Annotated in this window: 15 protein-coding genes; all 15 read right to left on the bottom strand. The window is 42.7% G+C overall.

Annotation, left to right across the window (positions count from 1 at the left end):
* Window positions 1–276, bottom strand: a 276-nt coding sequence (locus tag AC1DSE_RS02700; protein ID WP_477527372.1) for a ChbG/HpnK family deacetylase, incomplete at its 3' end; no start/stop codon positions are given.
* A gap of 131 nt (window positions 277–407) precedes the next feature.
* Entirely contained in the window at window positions 408–2,159 is a 1,752-nt protein-coding gene (locus AC1DSE_RS02695; protein ID WP_477508947.1) for a beta-galactosidase, read from the bottom strand.
* A gap of 35 nt (window positions 2,160–2,194) precedes the next feature.
* On the bottom strand, window positions 2,195–3,856 hold the full coding sequence (locus tag AC1DSE_RS02690) for a DUF4091 domain-containing protein (RefSeq protein WP_477508948.1): 1,662 nt from the start codon (window positions 3,854–3,856) through the stop codon (window positions 2,195–2,197).
* A 15-nt stretch (window positions 3,857–3,871) separates the two neighbouring features.
* Entirely contained in the window at window positions 3,872–5,134 is a 1,263-nt protein-coding gene (locus tag AC1DSE_RS02685) for a Gfo/Idh/MocA family protein (RefSeq protein ID WP_477527371.1), read from the bottom strand.
* Window positions 5,135–5,165: 31 nt separating this feature from the next.
* Entirely contained in the window at window positions 5,166–6,053 is an 888-nt protein-coding gene (locus AC1DSE_RS02680; protein ID WP_430060443.1) for a carbohydrate ABC transporter permease, read from the bottom strand.
* 18 nt (window positions 6,054–6,071) lie between these two features.
* Window positions 6,072–6,962 (bottom strand): ABC transporter permease, encoded by an 891-nt coding sequence (locus tag AC1DSE_RS02675; RefSeq protein ID WP_477508949.1) that lies wholly within the window; start codon window positions 6,960–6,962, stop codon window positions 6,072–6,074.
* A 90-nt stretch (window positions 6,963–7,052) separates the two neighbouring features.
* On the bottom strand, window positions 7,053–8,780 hold the full coding sequence (locus AC1DSE_RS02670) for an extracellular solute-binding protein (protein WP_477508950.1): 1,728 nt from the start codon (window positions 8,778–8,780) through the stop codon (window positions 7,053–7,055).
* Between the two features lie 116 nt (window positions 8,781–8,896).
* Window positions 8,897–10,231: a response regulator transcription factor gene (locus tag AC1DSE_RS02665; RefSeq protein ID WP_477508951.1), complete on the bottom strand. Its 1,335-nt coding sequence runs from the start codon at window positions 10,229–10,231 to the stop codon at window positions 8,897–8,899.
* Window positions 10,231–11,973, bottom strand: coding sequence for a sensor histidine kinase (locus tag AC1DSE_RS02660; RefSeq protein WP_441880295.1), 1,743 nt, complete (start codon window positions 11,971–11,973; stop codon window positions 10,231–10,233). The genes AC1DSE_RS02665 and AC1DSE_RS02660 overlap by 1 nt, the downstream gene beginning before the upstream one ends.
* Before the next feature lie 411 nt (window positions 11,974–12,384).
* The gene (locus tag AC1DSE_RS02655) at window positions 12,385–13,617 is read right to left on the bottom strand and encodes an aminopeptidase (protein WP_477527370.1); all 1,233 of its coding nucleotides are present in this window, start codon (window positions 13,615–13,617) and stop codon (window positions 12,385–12,387) included.
* Window positions 13,618–13,634: 17 nt separating this feature from the next.
* Window positions 13,635–14,150, bottom strand: coding sequence for a GNAT family N-acetyltransferase (locus AC1DSE_RS02650; protein ID WP_477508953.1), 516 nt, complete (start codon window positions 14,148–14,150; stop codon window positions 13,635–13,637).
* Between the two features lie 136 nt (window positions 14,151–14,286).
* Window positions 14,287–14,676, bottom strand: a complete 390-nt coding sequence (locus AC1DSE_RS02645) for a MerR family transcriptional regulator (RefSeq protein WP_339204343.1) — start codon at window positions 14,674–14,676, stop codon at window positions 14,287–14,289.
* A gap of 84 nt (window positions 14,677–14,760) precedes the next feature.
* Window positions 14,761–15,747 (bottom strand): aldo/keto reductase, encoded by a 987-nt coding sequence (locus AC1DSE_RS02640; RefSeq protein WP_477508954.1) that lies wholly within the window; start codon window positions 15,745–15,747, stop codon window positions 14,761–14,763.
* A gap of 123 nt (window positions 15,748–15,870) precedes the next feature.
* Window positions 15,871–16,992: a cysteine desulfurase family protein gene (locus AC1DSE_RS02635; RefSeq protein ID WP_477508955.1), complete on the bottom strand. Its 1,122-nt coding sequence runs from the start codon at window positions 16,990–16,992 to the stop codon at window positions 15,871–15,873.
* A gap of 53 nt (window positions 16,993–17,045) precedes the next feature.
* Window positions 17,046–18,101 carry a tRNA 2-selenouridine(34) synthase MnmH gene (gene mnmH, locus AC1DSE_RS02630; RefSeq protein ID WP_477527369.1) on the bottom strand — a complete coding sequence of 352 codons (1,056 nt, stop codon included), beginning with the start codon at window positions 18,099–18,101 and terminating at the stop codon, window positions 17,046–17,048.
* Between the last annotated feature and the right edge of the window lie 2 nt (window positions 18,102–18,103).

The raw sequence follows: 18,103 nt of genomic DNA, 5'->3' as shown, positions 1-18,103 counted from the left end.
GCTGTAGAGCGGATTCTCATGATACACAGGCTTATATCCTTGATGCTCTGAACTTGATAATGTCAAATGAATTCCGGCCTGCTCGATAGTCTGAATATCACCCTTGCTTAAAGCTTCTTTGGCTGCTCGGCAGGGAATCATTATTGAAGTTGAGGTAATGGCAGCCTGTTGAAATAATGTATGAATAGCCTCATTGGTTCCCCATGTTATTCCATAATCATCCGCATTAATAATTAATAATCGATCTGATTCTTTATATCCAAATTTAGAATTCATTTACTCTCTCCCTAATACAAGTTGAAACATGAATAAGGGCGTAAGCACATTTGTGCCTACGCCCTTGCCCAAGTCATTTATTTCCGTTCAATATATACTGGTTATTCAATTCAATTTATAGTTGTCTTATTTTAAGAGCCTAAATCAGGTTGGTCCAAGAAGCTAACTGTGTTATCCGTCGTTCCATGCAATTCAAAGATAATAATCTCATTATCACCTTGCTTCAATAATGGACCTGGCACATACAATCTCTTCTGCGGTCCAATATCCCAATAACGACCCAGATTGAAACCATTGATAAACACGACCCCTTTGGTCCACCCTTCCAAACTAAGGAAAGTATCACATGGCTCATCCACAATTAACGTTCCTCGGAAGAAGCTCGGACCTGTTTGTTCCGTGATGTTCCCGAATTGCAAACCCGATAAGTCCGTTAGCGGTAACGTGTACGTCGTCCAATCCGACAAGAACTGGCGCCCAAAACGTACCCCTTCGGTAATCCCTTTCCGGTCTTTCATATAAGGTCCGTAATTAACTCGGCCTAAATTCTCAACAAGGATAGAGACCTCTACTCCTTCAGCAGGCACTTCAAATTCTATCTTCACATCGGTATGAACGCGGTCCAGAACACCAGCCGGCTGTCCGTTAATGAAAATTTGTGCGCGGTCATGCACGTCTTGCAAGAAAAACTGATCTTTAGGACGTGGTCCGCTAATAAACGTACGATAATGAATAAATCCGTAATCCTGCCCCAGTTTTTCCATTGTCTCAGGGTATGCCGTATAAATAGGTGCAGAGATGTTGTCCAAATTAGCCGCTAATGAAGCTTGCTCGGTCATTTTCACTTGTCCATACGCTTTCCTAGCGATCGGAGCTGGCAATTCACATGCAGGTACATCCACATATTTGGAGATAACATCGCGCACCGCATAATATTTAGCGGTCGGTTCACCGGATTCATTTAGCAAGGCATCATAATCATAGCTAGTCACCGTAGGTTCATAGCTATCCGCCGTATGGCCGTTCGCTCCGTTGTAGAAACCAAAGTTTGTTCCGCCATGGAACATATAGAAATTAACGGACCCGTTCAGACTAAGCATTTCATCAAGCACACTCGCGACATCCTCAGCGGGACGGGTATGATGCTCCTCCCCCCAATGATCAAACCAACCGTTCCAATATTCCATACACATAAATGGCGCATCCGGTTGATATTGTTTAAGCTTCTCGAACGCTTCTGCTGGCCGAGAACCAAAATTCACCGTTGCCAGAACACCATCGATCATACCGCCTTGCAGCATTGCATCTTCAGGTCCATCGGAGGTGAATAGCAGAACGTCTATTCCACGTGCAATCATGCTTTCTTTTTGATGAATCAAGTAGCGTTTGTCATTGCTATAGCTTCCATATTCATTCTCGACCTGCATCGCGATGATCGGCCCGCCATTGGTGCATAGAAGCGGTTTTAATTTCGGAAGCAGCACATCATAATAAGCATCTACATGATCTAGAAACGGCTTATGGTAGCAGCGCAGGCGCATATCAGGGTCCGCCAGCAGCCAAGATGGCAATCCGCCAAATTCCCATTCCGCACAAATATAAGGCGCTGGTCGAACAATAACATGCAGCCCGATTTCTCCAGCCAGCTCAATAAAACGAACGATATCCGCCATGCCTTCAAAATAAAATTGGCCTTTCTTCGGCTCGTGAAGATTCCATGGGACATACGTTTCCACGGTATTGAGCCCGCAGGCTTTTAATTTTGCAAGTCGATCTTGCCAATGCTCAGGTACAGTTCGGAAATAATGAAAAGCTCCTGAGAGAAGACGTATCGGCTGATCATTATAATAAAATGAAGATCCTGAATAATTAAATGTAGTCATTTATTTCCCGCCTTATAAAATAGTTAAATCATTAATTAAGCATAATGACTCGCTATAGCCTGATTGATTCTCTCTCTTGTCGCTAACAGCCATTCTCCACTGCCCTTTGGATAAACAGAGAACGTCAATGGTTCTTGCAAACCCTCTTCCAACAGCTTTATCGTCTGTTCTTTGCCAATCTCCTGCTCTAGCAGCTCGAGTGCGCGCAAGTCTTGCATCGCCTCATAGAGAACTTCCAAGCGAATAGACTCAATTGGACCCTCTTCGCCAGGATAAACCAAGAAGGAATCTCCCGAAGGAAACGCAAGCTTTGCATCCGTTGACCGATAGGGATCCAGCTTCTGATCGATGGAGTACTGCGAATACCAGAAATTAAAACCCCAATGCAGAAAGCCCTTCAATCCAAACTTATACAACTGAAGCCCAATAACCCGGTTTCTAGAGGAAGGCATGTTAAAAAAACGATTGGACACTTCTTGATGCTGCGCACAGCAATAATAGGTCCATAAATCCGGAACGCCATGCTCCAGAAACGGTTCGATATGATTGTTCCCCGGAATCGGTCTTTGCACTAGACCCCGCTCATACATATCCAAATCAGACAGCGCGTCCATAATAGGATAATCAGACAAATGCTTACGCACGATCTGGCTTGCAGCCTGATAGGATTCCAATTGACTGAGGTCCGGCTCATCCGAAATATGGAACCAGCTTTGCTGATCCAGTCCATTTTCTTTCAAGTAGCGATCAAGACTCGGCAGGAATTGATCCAAGAAGCTGCGATAAGCTTCAGAGGATGCATCCGTCTCCCAGCCGAATAGTTTTCTCTCTTCTCCTTGTACCGTTCCCATAATTTTCGGAGCGCATTTTGCTCCCCATTGCGTAAACAAGTGTGAAAACTCAAAGTACTTCACGTCCAGCTTCTTGCACATCGTTACCCACCGCGTAAGTTGATCAAAGCCAAATGTATAAGTATCTCCCTCCACATCAACTTTCACCAGTTGGACAGTTGGACGCTCACCTCCAACAAGGGTATCGAGCGGCGGCGTAAAGAGTGGCGTCAATACCATGTTCATGCCGTGCTTGACCATCGCGTCCACATAACGTTCCAGAAGCGTCCAATGCGCTTCACTAAAGACTTCGACACCGTACTGCGTTGCAATACAATCCACATGAAACCATTCCGTGTGAATTAACTGCTGCGCGGGCAATGCAGCAGGGATGACTGTCAATTGAAATGTATCGGATACCGCTAAGGACTCCCCTTCCTCTGATTGGAAGGAGAATTGAATGGAATGAACACCCGCAGCGACAGATTCATCAAGCTCCACGCTCACCCAAATGGAACGCCACTGCTCAGGTACCGCATTAATGGATTGTTGATTCAGCTCATATAATGGATCTGGATATAGTCCCGGTGTCGTGCGCAGGACGTTATCATCAGGATTTGTGAAACATGGCATCTCCGAAGGAGCCAGCCCAACAGACCTAATCAAAATACGGTCTGCAAGGTCGGAGTCGATGTTTACATTTATATTTTTTAAGAGAGTATCTGAGGTGTATGCGACTTGGAAGGAATAGGTTTCGCCGAAAAGCGCAGAAGCGCTTTGAAAGGTTTGTTCGGTTGGCGTCTCATCTGCGAATACTTTTGCCAACGAGCTTAGTAGTTTCGTCTCAAATTGAACTGGATTATTCATACATCTTGCACCTCTTTAAATTAGAATGCTTTCTGCAAAATCTTTGAGATTGATGCTGTTTCCATCTACTCTTGATTGCTCCGCCGCGAAGGCCATTAAATGGCTTTGAACGGATTGACTTGCCGAGGTAAGTCCCTCACTCTTGCCATCTTCTCTTACCAGCTTTAAGAAATCCTTGAGTAAACCCATATCACCGCCGCCGTGGCCAACATGACCTCCCATATCTTCAAATGAGATTCGCTCAATCTTGCCGCTGCCAAAGTGGATCACTTCAATTTCATTTTTCTCCATGGCGCCGCGGATTTCACCTTTGGTTCCCATAAGCTTGATTGTGCGGCTGACATCTCTAGTAAATGCGCTCATCGTAAATGCTGCAGTGACGGAATTCGCAAACTCCAAATTCACAACCTGKTGGTCAACAACATCKTTGTCACAATGATAGACGCATCTGCCATAAGGTCCTTCCTCAAGCGCCTTATAACGCGCACTATAGCTCAGATCATTACTAATTGCCGAAGTTGGCCAATTCGTATCCTCTGTTAAATAGTAATTAGGCGCGTAGTAGAGACATTCGTCTGCCACTGGACACCCGTCTAAGCAGCGTAACGGCGCTCCTGCCGGCGCTTGATCGGCTGTGAAATGTGAGAGTGATCCGAAGGAGGATACACGAACACATTCCGAACCAGCCAACCAGAGCAAAATGTCCAGATCATGACAGGACTTCGCTAGAATCATTGGACTAGAATCCTCTTTCCGGCTCCAATTTCCTCTTACGAAGCTATGCGCTTGATGCCAGAACCCTACATTTTCATTATGCGTGATAGACATTAATTTACCAATTGTTTCTTTTTCTAATAATTCTTTAATGGTAGAGAAGAAATTCGTATAACGAAGCACATGACAAATCGAAAACACTCGATTTAACTGAGACGCCTTTTCTCCCATAAGCAAACATTCTTTGGCATCGGGAGACATCGGCTTCTCAAGCAGCACATGATAACCTGCCTCAAGTGCTTTCATTGTCGGATCAAAATGCTGTTTATCTTGCGTGCAGATGAGTACGGCATCGGCTAGTTTTGGCATAGCGAAAAAATCATCCCAGTTCTCAAAACACATATTATCTGCAATGTTATGTCTAGCTTGGAAGCTCTCCCTGCGCTCTGCAACCGGCTCTGCAACAGCTACAACTTGCAGCTCATTAGGATGAGCAAGAGCATACTCCAAATAGTTGACACCCCGCAAGCCCGCTCCAATTATGGCAACCGTTACTTTTTTCATAATTAATCTCTCCTCGATGTTGTAAGTCTATCTATTCCTTGACGCTTCCTACGGTCATGCCTTTAACAAAATACTTTTGCAAGAACGGATATACGAGCATAATGGGCAAAGCACCCATAAAGATTTGCGCATTTCGAAGTGTCTTCTCGCTTAAGTTGTCCATCACTTTAAGCTGCTCAATAGACATGGAAGACATTTGGGCATTAATCGACATAATTAATGTAGACAGATACGTTTGCAATGGGTACTTTTCTGGTGAATTCAAGTAAAGAATGCCATCAAACCAAGAGTTCCAATGCCCAACAATCGTGAACAAGCCAATCGTTGCGATCGAAGGAAGCGATACAGGCAAATAAATTTGCCAAAGCACACGCCAGTGTCCCGCACCGTCAATTGTCGCTGCCTCATCCAGTTCTCTCGGAATGGATCTGAAGAAATTCAGCATGAGCACCATATTCCATACATTCAAAGCACCCGGCAAAACGAGCGCCCAAATCGAATCAATGATGCCTGTATCTTTGACAATGATATACGTAGGAATCAATCCGCCGCCGAAAAACATCGTTATCGCAAAGAACCATACATAAGGGGTTCTAAATTTAAACTGATGATTAGATTTCGCAAGCGGAAAAGCGGTAATAAATACAAGCAGCATATTAACAGCCGTCCCAAGCACGACCCGCTGTACGGATACCCATAATGATCGGAAGAACTCAACCTTCTCTCCCAAGTATTGATAGGCATCCAAGGAGAAGCCGACAGGCCAAAGCTTAACTTCTCCTGCCATCGCAGCCGTATTCGAGCTAAGTGAGATGGAGAGTAAATGAATAAACGGGATAATACCAAGCAGCGTGATAGCTGTTAACAACAACGTATTGAAGACGACAAAAAGCTTTCTACTGATTGATGGTTTGTGTATCACTGTATTACCTCCGTTCTAGAATATTCTGTAGTTGTTAAGTTTATAAGCCGCATAGTAGGTAATGGATACTAACCCTAATGAAATGACCGATTTAAAGAGGCCGATTGCCGCTGCCGGTCCGAATTGCTGGCTGAACATCCCTAGTCGATAAACGAATGTATCAATGATATCTGCGCCTTCATAAACGGTCGGGTTATACATAATTAGAATTTGTTCGAAGCCAGCATTTAGAATTCCGCCTAAGCTTAATACGCCAAGCAAAATGAGTATGGGGGAAATGCCTGGAAGCGTAATGTGCATCACTTGCTTCCATTTGCCTGCTCCGTCAACCTCTGCTGCTTCATAAAGCGTTGCATTGATGCCTACAATGGCAGCGAGCATAACAATCATATTGTAGCCCATGCCTTTCCACACATCTGATCCAATGACAATGCCTCTGAACCAGTCATTGTCGAGCATAAACATAATCGGCTGAAATCCCATTTCGGTTAACAAGCCATTAACAGGTCCGCTCAGCGAGAACAATTCAATGACGACTCCGCCAAGCACGGTCCATGACAGAAAGAACGGAAGGAAGATGGCAGATTGAATGAAACCTGAGAACCATTTTCTTGTTACTTCATTTAGCAATAACGCAAGAATAAGAGGAACAAGCAAAAACAGGATCATTTTGAAAATCGCAATAATGATCGTATTCCAAAGCACTTGACCAAAATCCGGCAACGCAAATACGTAACGGAAATTGTCAAAGCCTACGAATTCAGATTTAAAAAAACCGGATAATGGTTCAAATTGTTGAAAAGCCATCACAAGGCCAGCCATAGGACCGTATGCATAGATCAAAGTAGCGATAACACCGGGCAGTAACATCAAATGTAGTACATATTCTTTTTTCAGCGTTCTCATAGATGACCCTCCTAACCAGCTGCTAATTTTAAAGCGGGAGGAGTTGTCGACTCCTCGACTCGTCTCTCCCGCTTTTGATTGATTTAAGATTTAATTTTTCGCTTGCTCGCCGTACCATGCATTAACTTCTGCTGTAATATCATCGCCGCCTAGCGATTTCCAGCTTGCAACGAACTTATCAAATTCATCAATGGAAGCGCCCATAATGATCTTTGTAAAGGATTCCTGCATAAGCTTATCAAGCTGAGCACCTTTTTCTACTTGTGTTTTTGTAGGAAGGCCATAGAATTCATTGTTTACAAACGCTCCGCTTTCTTTAATTTTACGCGTCGTTCCCCAGCCGCCATCTTTTGCTGCACGGCTGTAATATTGACCCCAATTGACGCCTTTGGAAGCATCTTTTGTATTGCCTGCGAGGAAATCGGTTCCTGCTTTGAATACGTCCGCCACGTTCTTGTAGTTCTCATCATCCAGCGTAATTTCAGTTTGTTTAGCGTCGAGTGCTTTGTTTACTTCTGTATAGATGGTTTCAATTTGAGCCGGGTTGTAGATACGTGGATTAAACCAGTTGTATACATAACCATTCTCGGCTTTGTTTTTCTCTAAATATTGTTTGTTACCCATTTCGATATAGAAGTTGATCATTTTAATAGCAGCTTCTGGATTTTTCGCTTTTTTGTTTACAGCGAAAACCTTGCCAGCGCGAATTTTCGGAACGAGTGATTTTGCTGGACCGTCCAGCCCTGGAATTTGAACAGCAATCCATTCAGCCTTCGGATCTTTGTCAATATTTAAATTAAGCGGCCAGTTCGGGTACCACCATTCTCCGTAGGAAATACCTACCTTGCCCGAAGTAAGATCTTCTACTGCTTTGTTCTCATCCTTCAGCGCAAACTCCTTATTGAGAATGCCATTTTGGTACCAAGACTGCAGCTTGCTAAGTGCCGTCTTCACCTCAGGTTGAATAAGGCCCGGTATTAGTTTATCTTCACCATTTTTGATCCAAGCCGTTTGAGCATCACCAATGGATGGGTAAGCTCCGAATCCGTTAAACAATCCTCTTACATCAAAGCCCCAGAAAAACAACGTTTTCTGCAATGAAATACCATAAGTATCATTTTGCTTGTTTTGATCTGGATCGTTTTTCACAAATGCTTCTGCAACCTTCTCCAGCTCATCGATTGTCGTAGGCGCTTGCAAGTTCAAATTATCCAGCCAATCCTTCCGAATCCAAAGCAGCTGCGTGGATAGGAATGGATCTTCAAAAGCTGGAATGGCCAGCTGTTTGCCGTCTGCGTTATAAGTCTTCATTGCAAAGCCGCCATCAGACTCCATATATTTCTTAAGTGTAGGAGATGCATATTGCTCATATGCTTCTGTCAGATCAGCGAGCATATCTTGCTTTTTCAGCTTTTCGAAGTTTTTCGGGTCCAGCTCCAAAATATCAGGCAGGTCGCCCGATGCCATCGCAAGTGAGAACTTTTGTTCAAATTGGCTGGAAGGCACGGTCCATTTATATTTCACTTCGATGTTCATCATCTCTTTTAAATCTTTAAAGTAAGCATTTTGATCTGGTGTAATTCCTTTTGGCGTTCTTGAATCCTCAGGTGGATTAAATCCAAGCACTTCTGTAACCGTAACCGGTTCAGCGTATTTACCGAATGGATCTGGCGGAGTGACTTCAGTCTGGTTGTTCTCTGTTGACGGTTTAGAAGTGGATGTGTTTCCTTTGTCATTTCCTTGGCTGGAGCATGCTGTAATGGCTGAAGCAGACAGCGATAACAACAAAATCATCTTCATTGTCTTATAATTTTTCATATGGAACACTTCCCCCTTTTGATAATGTTAGTAGCCCTGATCCCTGTGTTTATTATATTTCGAGAGGGAAAGCGGTTTCAATTTCACTTTTTTTACATCGCTTTTGAATTTTTTACTTATTGCGAATTTCGATACTCTTGAGGTGATAGACCCGTCATTTTTTTGAAAAAAGTCGTAAAATACGAAGCCGAGTCAAAACCCGCCTTACTCGCAATTTCATTTAATTTCAAGGAAGTATTCATCATCAGATCGATGGCAACGGTCATTTTTGTAGATTGAATGTACTCTAATAGATTATGCCCTGTGATCTGCTTATAATAGCGAGACAAATAGGATGGATTAAAATGCACCTCGTCCGCAATAGCCGTTAGAGACACATCCTTAGAAAGATTGTTATGAACATATTGATGAATTTGTTCGATAAGCAATTGTTTAAATTCTTCTTGCTTCATCTCTCCGCTCATATCGGATTCAGAAGCATTCGATTTTTCGTAATCAACAATAACCATTTTTTGGCCAAATGCCGCTCTTTTCTGAATCATTGCACGAACAGCTTCCACTTGGAGATGGAGCGTATCCCACTTTCCTAACAAATTTCCAGAAATGCCGAATGAAACTGAAGCCGAGAGAACCTCAACGCATTCATTCTGTACAAGCTCAAGAATTCCTTTCATATAGGATGCGATGCCTTGCTCCTTCGTATTCTCATCTGGTTGATTCCCTCGAAAACGTCCCAATAATTCCTCATCCGCTTGAAGAATCCATAGAAGTGAGCTGCCATTGTAGATAGCTTTCTCTCTAGCTATGGAAGCCGGCAAATGATTGTCAAAAATCCGCTGCACCGATTCCAGCACCTTTAAATTTTCAACCTCAAGCCGATCCACTTGTCCTACCAGGAAGAAAGCGGGGCGCTCAGCAGCAATGCCAAATTCCACTTCTGCATAAATGGACTCAGTCAATAAAGAAGGAAGCGGCTCTCCGTCAAGCATAGCTTCCATCATTTCTTTTTTTAGATAAGGCTCGGCGATTTGAATATGTCTTTGCGCCTTCTCCTGCTGCAGCTTAACGCTTTTCTCTTCTTCCAGCTTACCTATTACCTCTTTTACCGCTTGGAAAATAGGCTCAATGCCTTCTGTTTTCAAAATATAGTTTTCTACGTTTTTCTTTAACGCTTCGTATACGTAATCAAATTCGCTATACCCTGTAAGAAAAATGACTCGGCATGCGGGCCAATAGTATACCATCTCATCCACCAATTGCAGGCCATTCTTCTGAGGCATACGAATATCGCTGATCAAAATATCCAGTTTCGTCTTTTTTGCTATTTCAAGCGCTTCACCAGAGGAATAGGCTTTGCATATATACAGCTCAAAGTCTTTGTTTCCCTGAAAAAGCTGCACTAGGCCATTCACAATGACAGGCTCGTCATCTACTATTAACAATCGGTACATTATTGTGCCCCCTTATTCTCAAGATGTATGATAAGCTCCACTTTTAATCCGCCGTATTGGCTTCGGGAGACAAATAAGCCGCTGTCCGCTCCATAAATTAATTTTAGGCGATTGCTGACGTTAATTAATCCCGTTTTCTCAATCTGCTTCGTTTTGACTGCAAGCTGCTCCTGCAACTGCTCAATTTTATCATCTGTTAATAAACTGCCGTTGTCCTCTACGGTGATGCGTACGATATCATCCTGATAGCTGGCTCCAATATAGACAACTCCGTTCATCGTACCATCTTCAAAGGCATGATCAAATACATTCTCTACGATCGGCTGAATGATAAGTCTTGGAACGTAAACGGTATGCAATTGATCTGAAATCTCCGTGTATTCATACGAAATGCGGTTGGAAAAGCGAATACATTGAATCTCACAATAATCGAGCGCATGCTGAAATTCCTTATTAAGCAGCACTTCATCAGAACCGCTTCTTGTAATGTATTGATAATAGCTTCCCAGCTTTTGGGAGAGCTCCGCCGCACTATCCGAGTCGCCTACCTTACACATCATATAAATGTTAAAAAAGCTGTTGTATAAAAAATGAGGGTTAATTTGAGATTGCAGCTGCTTTAATTCCGAGTGCTGCAGCGCTATCTTTTGTTCATAGTTTTCCTTTATGGAAACTTTCAAGCGATGTGCCATCCGATTAAAGCTTTGAAATAAATAATGAAATTCATCCTTTGTCTTGGATTCGATCACTAAGTTCAGATTATCTGTTTCTATCATACGAAACGCCTTGCCTAGATTGGACAATGGGCGATGGATCATGACGTTAACGGAGAATGAATAAAGCAAAAGAATGATAATGGTAATGCTGAACAGCAAATAATACAGCGTATAAAACTGGCTTAATGATCTAGTGATCTCGTTCTGATTCACATACATAATTAATGACAGATTTAAAGAGCTTACAAAATTATGGATAACAAAATAACGGATGCCGTTTACCTTCTCCATTTTGGACATATTGTCATCTTGCTCATTAGGTAATTTAACCAGCTGTTGCTGTACAATAATAGCTTGCGCATCTTGCGTCGTCGCAAATACACTCCCCAGACCCTCGCTCCCAAGCAAAACCTCTGACTCCTGATAGAGGGTAGTAATGGTATGCAGCTCTTCGAGCAGCTTCACTTTAGAAATTTCGATATACGACCATATGCCATCATTATTTGCCGTTTCAATAAAGAAGATCCGATCACCATCTAGGTAAAAAGAGGGCTTAATTGCAACGCCTATAAGCTTAGAAATAAGCTCGTATTCATCATTTGGCGTATTGGTAACCCCATTCGAAATCGAGATGGTTTTACCCTCTGAAGCAATATAAACGCCTGCATTAAGTACGTATTCACTCGAATTCATAAGAAAGCTCAATCGATCCTTCACTTGCTCAATGAGTCTAACCTCATCATATTTCCCAAGGCTTCCTCCCCTGAAGCTAAGCTTTTGCAAATCTTCACCGTTAATAAAGCCTAATTGCTGATTGCGAATAAAATACATTTCCTTGTCCAGCTGCTTCGCATAAAAAGAAGCTCCCGCTTCGGCGGAATCCAGCATTGTATTTTTCGAAAACGACATGCCCTTGTAATTGACCCAAATATTCATCGAAATGAGGGGAACAAGAAACACGATAAATACGATGACAATTTTCTGATAGACGAACCACTTCGCTTTGCCGGCAGCCTGCAATTTCATAGGATATCCCCTTCTTCACCATCTAGGAAAACTTCTCGATGCTAATTAATATAACCAGAATAACAAAGACTTGGTACAGATTGTTCAACTTCTTAACGGAGGGCTTTTGCCGTTAACATTCATAAAGGAATCATACCAAGATTTTATTTAGACGCAATAGATAGTTCAACCATGCCAGCCACCTTTTGAATTTAAAGCCTAGAGTTCACGCCAATTTTTGGCGTAAAACAAATAAAAACCCGACCTTTTAATGGTCGGGTTTTTCCATGGTAGAGGCGCGGGCTTCTGGTTCCTCTTATTCTAAGGTAACACTGTAATTAACAAAAAAAGGTTAGCACATCAATTGATATGCTAACCTTTCTCTATAGTGCTTCAAGAGCGCACGAACCAGTCACTTCCCACATTTTATTTCTAGTAAGCCCAATTCCCTTGACGAAAGACAGGCTCGATTGTGCCGTCAGGCAGTTCTCCATCAATAGCGAGATCGGCGCAACCAATCATGAAGTCAACATGTGTAAGACTTACGTTAGCGCCTCGCTCCAGTAGTTCCTCTTTGGAGAGCTTCGTTCCACCTTCCAGGTTGACAGGATAAGCACTTCCCAGTGCAAAATGACAGGAAGCATTCTCGTCAATGCCTGTATTATAAAATACTCTATTCAAGTTCGATATTGGGGAATCATGTGGCACTAATGCCATCTCTCCGAGATAGGATGCACCTTCATCCGTTTCGAGCAATGAAGTTAAATGTTCAAGTCCCGATTCGGCATCATAAGCAACCACTTTGCCGTCCTTAAACGTAAACGTGATTCCTTCAACTAACCTGCCGTTCAAATTGAGTGGCAATGTGCTTTTTACCGTGCCGTTCACACCGGTACGATGAGGCATGGTGTACACTTCTTCAGTTGGCATATTCGCAACAAAATAAACACCTTTCTCATTTTCCCCGCCGCCGCCACGCCAAATATGTCCTTCAGGCAGTTGTACTCGCAGATCCGTTCCCGGCGCGCGATAATGCAGACTCTTATAGCGTTTCGCATTAAGAAGATCCTGGCTTGTTTTCAAATGATTAATGTGCTCACGCCAAGCGGCAATAGGATCATCTGTATTTACTCGCACCATGTGGAAAATAGCTTCCCACATCGCATCCACGCGCTGCTCCTCCGGAAGATCGGCATACACTTTATCCGCCCATGCACGAGTTGGTGCCTTGATCAGCGACCAGCTAATTTTGCTATTCCGCGTATACTTTGAATATTCTTCTCGCGCGACAGCAGCGGACTTGACCGCAGCCGATACTTTTGCAGAATCGATGCCGCGAAACAGCTCTGGATTAGGCACTTTAATATGCAGTATAGCTCCGCCCTCTTCAGCAAAATGCACCATGCTATCGGCAAGCCACTGTGGATAATAATCGAAGGAATCATCTGATGCCTTCTCATACCGAACGCGAGTAATGGCATCGTCATCCCACTCTACAATGACATATTTGGCTCCTGCCTCATAAGCTTTTGCTACAATTAATCGCGTTAGTTCAGCCGTTTCAATCGGGGCATGTACGATAAGCACTTGCCCCACTTGAACGTTCACACCAACCTTAACGACTAATTCAGCATATTTGTTCAACATTAACTCAAACTTCTCCATTCACCAAAACCCCCTTGTTACTCGACTTCTTCTATTGCAACTTCTTTTTCCATTATAAAATCATCCATCACAAAACCATTTCCTATATCAGCCACCTGAGTACGAACTGATTTAAACCCTTTTTTCTCATACACAGCAATCGTTGTATCATTATAACGATTTACCGTGAGCCATATCATACCTAACCTTCGATCTTTGCATATCTCTTCCAAGAACGCCATAGCCTGACTTGCATAACCTTTTCCGCGATGCTCTTTGCGTATATAAAACTTGCTTAAAAACAACTTGTCTTCTTCTTGTTTTATCCCCAAGTAGCCGATATTATGGCCATGTATATTCATGAAAAAATATTCATAACCTTGATTTTCAATTTGATTCGTAATCGCATGATCCGATTGGAATTTATCCACCATATAATCAATTTGTTCTTTTGTTATAATGCTTATAAAATATTCATTCCAAATTTCCGATGCCAATTGCGCTAAAACCGAGACTTCTTCCACAGTCTCTACTTTTGGAAAAACGAGCTCCATAACGTTTACAAACCACCTTTTCAAATGCAAGTCATAATTAATAAATTATCACATTCATCTGAATTTTTCTATTAACCAAATATTTATGTTAAGACCTAAATGAATCAATGCCAATAAAACGAAGGGGTTCGATAGACTATTGAGTCTTAGATCTACTTAGCATTTTTTCTTTTTTTAATATTGTCTGTTCATATCTTGCAATTTTATCATCCATGCGTTCTAATCCTTTTTTCATCTCTTCCATTTTTTTGGCTAGCAGTTTATGCTGCTCGATTAAAAGCTCTTTCCTAGCCCCGATGGTTTCATCACCCTGTTGATACAACGCAACATATTCAATCAAAATCTCAATAGGAAGACCTACACCACGCATACATTTAATATATTCAACCCATCTGCAGTCTTCCTCCGTATAATCCCTGATTCCGCTTTTATTGCGGTTCACCCGTGGAATAAGCCCGACCCGTTCATAATAGCGGAGCGTGTCCGGTGATAAATCAAATTTCGCGCTTGCTTCAGCTATCAACATGCAGATTTCACTCCCTAATTTAAGATCAAGAACGCCCGAAAAAATCAATCGGGCGTTCTTGTTGTTCCTTATATTAAACACTCATTACATCGTAATAGGCCCAACGACTGGATGTGGAACATACGGCTCTTCCAGCGATGCAATTTCTTCTGGTGTTAGCTTAATGGAAACTGCAGCTGCTGCATCTTCGAGATGCGATATTTTTGTAGCGCCAATAATTGGTGCGGTTACTGGTTCTTTATGTAGTACCCAGGCTAACGCGATCTGAGCACGAGGAACGCCATGTCTTTCGGCAATGGCTGCAACCCGCTCTACAATTAATCGGTCAGTATTTGCAGTCGCATCGTATTTAGATTTTTGAACTTGATCGGTTTCGAAACGATGCGTTGTTTCTGACCAATCACGTGTCAATCTTCCTGATGCGAGCGGGCTATAAGGAATGACGCCAATTTTTTCTTCCTTACAAAGCGGCAGCATTTCTCTCTCTTCTTCACGGTAGATGAGGTTTAAATGATTTTGCATCGATACGAACCGAGTCCATCCATTTTTTTCAGCTACATGCAATGCCTTTAGGAACTGCCATGCGTACATGGCTGAAGCGCCAATGTATCTTGCCTTTCCAGCCTTCACAACATCATGTAATGCTTCCATCGTTTCTTCTATGGGCGTATTGTAATCCCAGCGATGAATTTGATAAAGGTCTACATAATCCGTTCCGAGTCGCTTAAGGCTCTTATCTATTTCACTCATGATTGCCTTTCGAGAAAGACCAGCACCGTTTGGGCCTTTTTGCATCCGAAAATGAACCTTTGTCGCCAGAACAATTTCATCTCGATTGGCATAATCCTTTAAAGCTTGACCCACAATTTCTTCGCTTGTTCCGTCTGAGTATACGTTCGCAGTATCAAAAAAGTTGATGCCTAAATCCAATGCTTTTTTTATGATTGGACGGCTGCTCGCTTCATCAAGTACCCAAGGATGCACCCACCGCTCCGCTACACCAAAGCTCATACAGCCAAGACATAGCCGAGATACATCCAAGCCTGTATTACCGAGTTTCACATATTCCATTTAATCGTTCCTCACTTTCAAATAGATATTGTTTCCTTCAGCTGTAGTGTACTCCTTGGAGTTAACTCCAAGTCAAGCGATTGTGCGAAAGTAGTAAGTGTTTAGAGTATTTCTTGCATCAGCTTAGACGATAATGGCTTCTTCCAATAACATAATTGCTTGATCAATATCATTCTTATTCGTATACTTTCCTAGACTAAATCTAATAGCGCCTCGGGCCGCAGTTTCATCGATCTGCATTGCTTTTAATACTGGGGAGATTGTCGTCATACCGGCATGACAGGCTGATCCAGTGGACGCTGCGATTTCGGGAATCTTGTTCAGAATTTCATTAGCATCCAAACCTATAAAGCTTATATTCAAGGTGTTAGGCAATCGGTTAGTCGGATGACCATTCAGCTTGATAAGATTACCAAATTTCGCAACCAATCGCTCTAAGAAGTACTCGCTTAATCTACTCATTTCATTGTTATCTTGCATGAGCATTGCCATTTCTGCGGCCTTTCCCAATGCAACGATGTAAGGAACATTTTCTGTTCCTGCGCGCATGCCATGTTCATGACCGGCTCCATGACTATAGGGTTCTATCTTGGATCCCCTACGCACATACAATGCCCCGATCCCTTTCGGAGCATATAGTTTATGTCCCGCTATCGTTACCAAGTCGACACCTAATTGATCAACATGTACCGGGATTTTGCCAACGGATTGAGCAGCATCCGTATGGAACAATACGCCATGTTTTTTTGCTATTTCGGCTATTTCACCGAGGGGCTGAATCGTCCCAACTTCATTATTCGCATGCATAACCGAGATTAAAATAGTACGCTTGTTAATGGCTGATTCGATAGTTTCCGGCAATATGCGGCCAGTTTCATCTACGTTTATATAGGTAACATCTGCTCCCAAGCGCTCTAGAAATGAACAAGGATTCAAAATGGCTGGATGCTCAACTGTTGTCGTAATGATATGATTACCCTTTTCTTTAAGTGCAAAAAATACGCCCTTTAAGGCATGATTATTGGATTCGCTTCCCCCGCTAGTAAAGATCACCTCGTCTGGAGAACAACGGAGTAAAGCAGCAACTTTTATGCGCGCCTCCAAAATAGCTTCCTTTGTCGAAACGGACGCCCAATGACTAGATGATGGATTGCCGTAGCTTCCTTGCAGGTATGGATACATTTCTGCAAGAACTTCTGGAGCGATTGGCGTACTTGCGTTGTAGTCCAAATAAATCTGGTTCATAGCTTTCTCCTTTGCACCCTCGCCTGCAATCATTTGCGGCAACCTTTCATTTGCTATTGCTCCATCGATTTTCGTTCCATTAACGAATTTACTATCTGTTCAATCTTGATCGTTGCCTCAGCCGTATTTGCTGCCTTCACAATAGAAGAGATTTGTTCATCATGTTCGCTCGTCGAATGCGAATACCTTGGGTCATAGTAATAAGTGAGAAGCAGCTCCACAGCAGTATTATATTTTTCACTCATCAAGCATGCTTCTATTTCCGCTGCAACAGGGGTATGAATACGGGATTTAATCTTTCGGAATGCCCCCATACACTCATCTATATTTTCCCAAGGTTTGTAGTCTTCGATGATTTGATTAACACGGGCTTCAAGTGGCATCTCCAAGCTAATGTGATGCCCTTTTGCTCTCAACTCCATCATGAGGTCCGGAACCGTAATATTGCCAATTCGGCGGCTTTCCGCTTCAAACAATACATAGGAAAATTTCTCATTTTCATGTATATTATCAAGCAGTAACGAATCAAACGTTTTTTGGTTATGCGCTTTTAAACCTATTCCACCAAAAATCGACCCTCTATGACCAGCCAGCCCTTCTAAATCCAAAACAGGATGGCCATTTTGTTTCATTTTATGCAGGATAGCGGTTTTTCCACTGCCTGTGTTTCCATGTAAGATGAATGACTGCGGATCGTAACTAATATCGTTTAATCGTTCAACAACATATTGACGATATGCGCGATATCCTCCCGTTATTCGATAGACCCTAATTCCCATAAGAGATAGTACAGTCGCCGTTGTTTTACTTCTCATACCACCGCGCCAACAAAAGACAGCCTTATTTTCGGATAGGCCAGCAAATGTTTTGATGAAGGTTGGAAGCTTCGCAGATACGATTTCCAAGCCTCTTTCTTTTGCAGCTTGCACACTTACTTGCTTGTAGAGTGTTCCTATTTCAGCCCGTTCTTGATCGTTAAATAGAGGGATATTAAGACTTCCGGGAATTGATGCTTCATTGTATTCGGACGGGGATCTTACATCAATAAGAACAAGTTCTCCCTGTTGCCGAAGCTTAGAACATTCCTCGATCGTGATGTCTTGAAACATAG

Source organism: Paenibacillus sp. 01L418 (assembly GCF_056400045.1).
The sequence above is the reverse complement of the archived record's forward strand: the minus strand, read 5'-3'. Positions and strand labels throughout refer to the sequence as shown.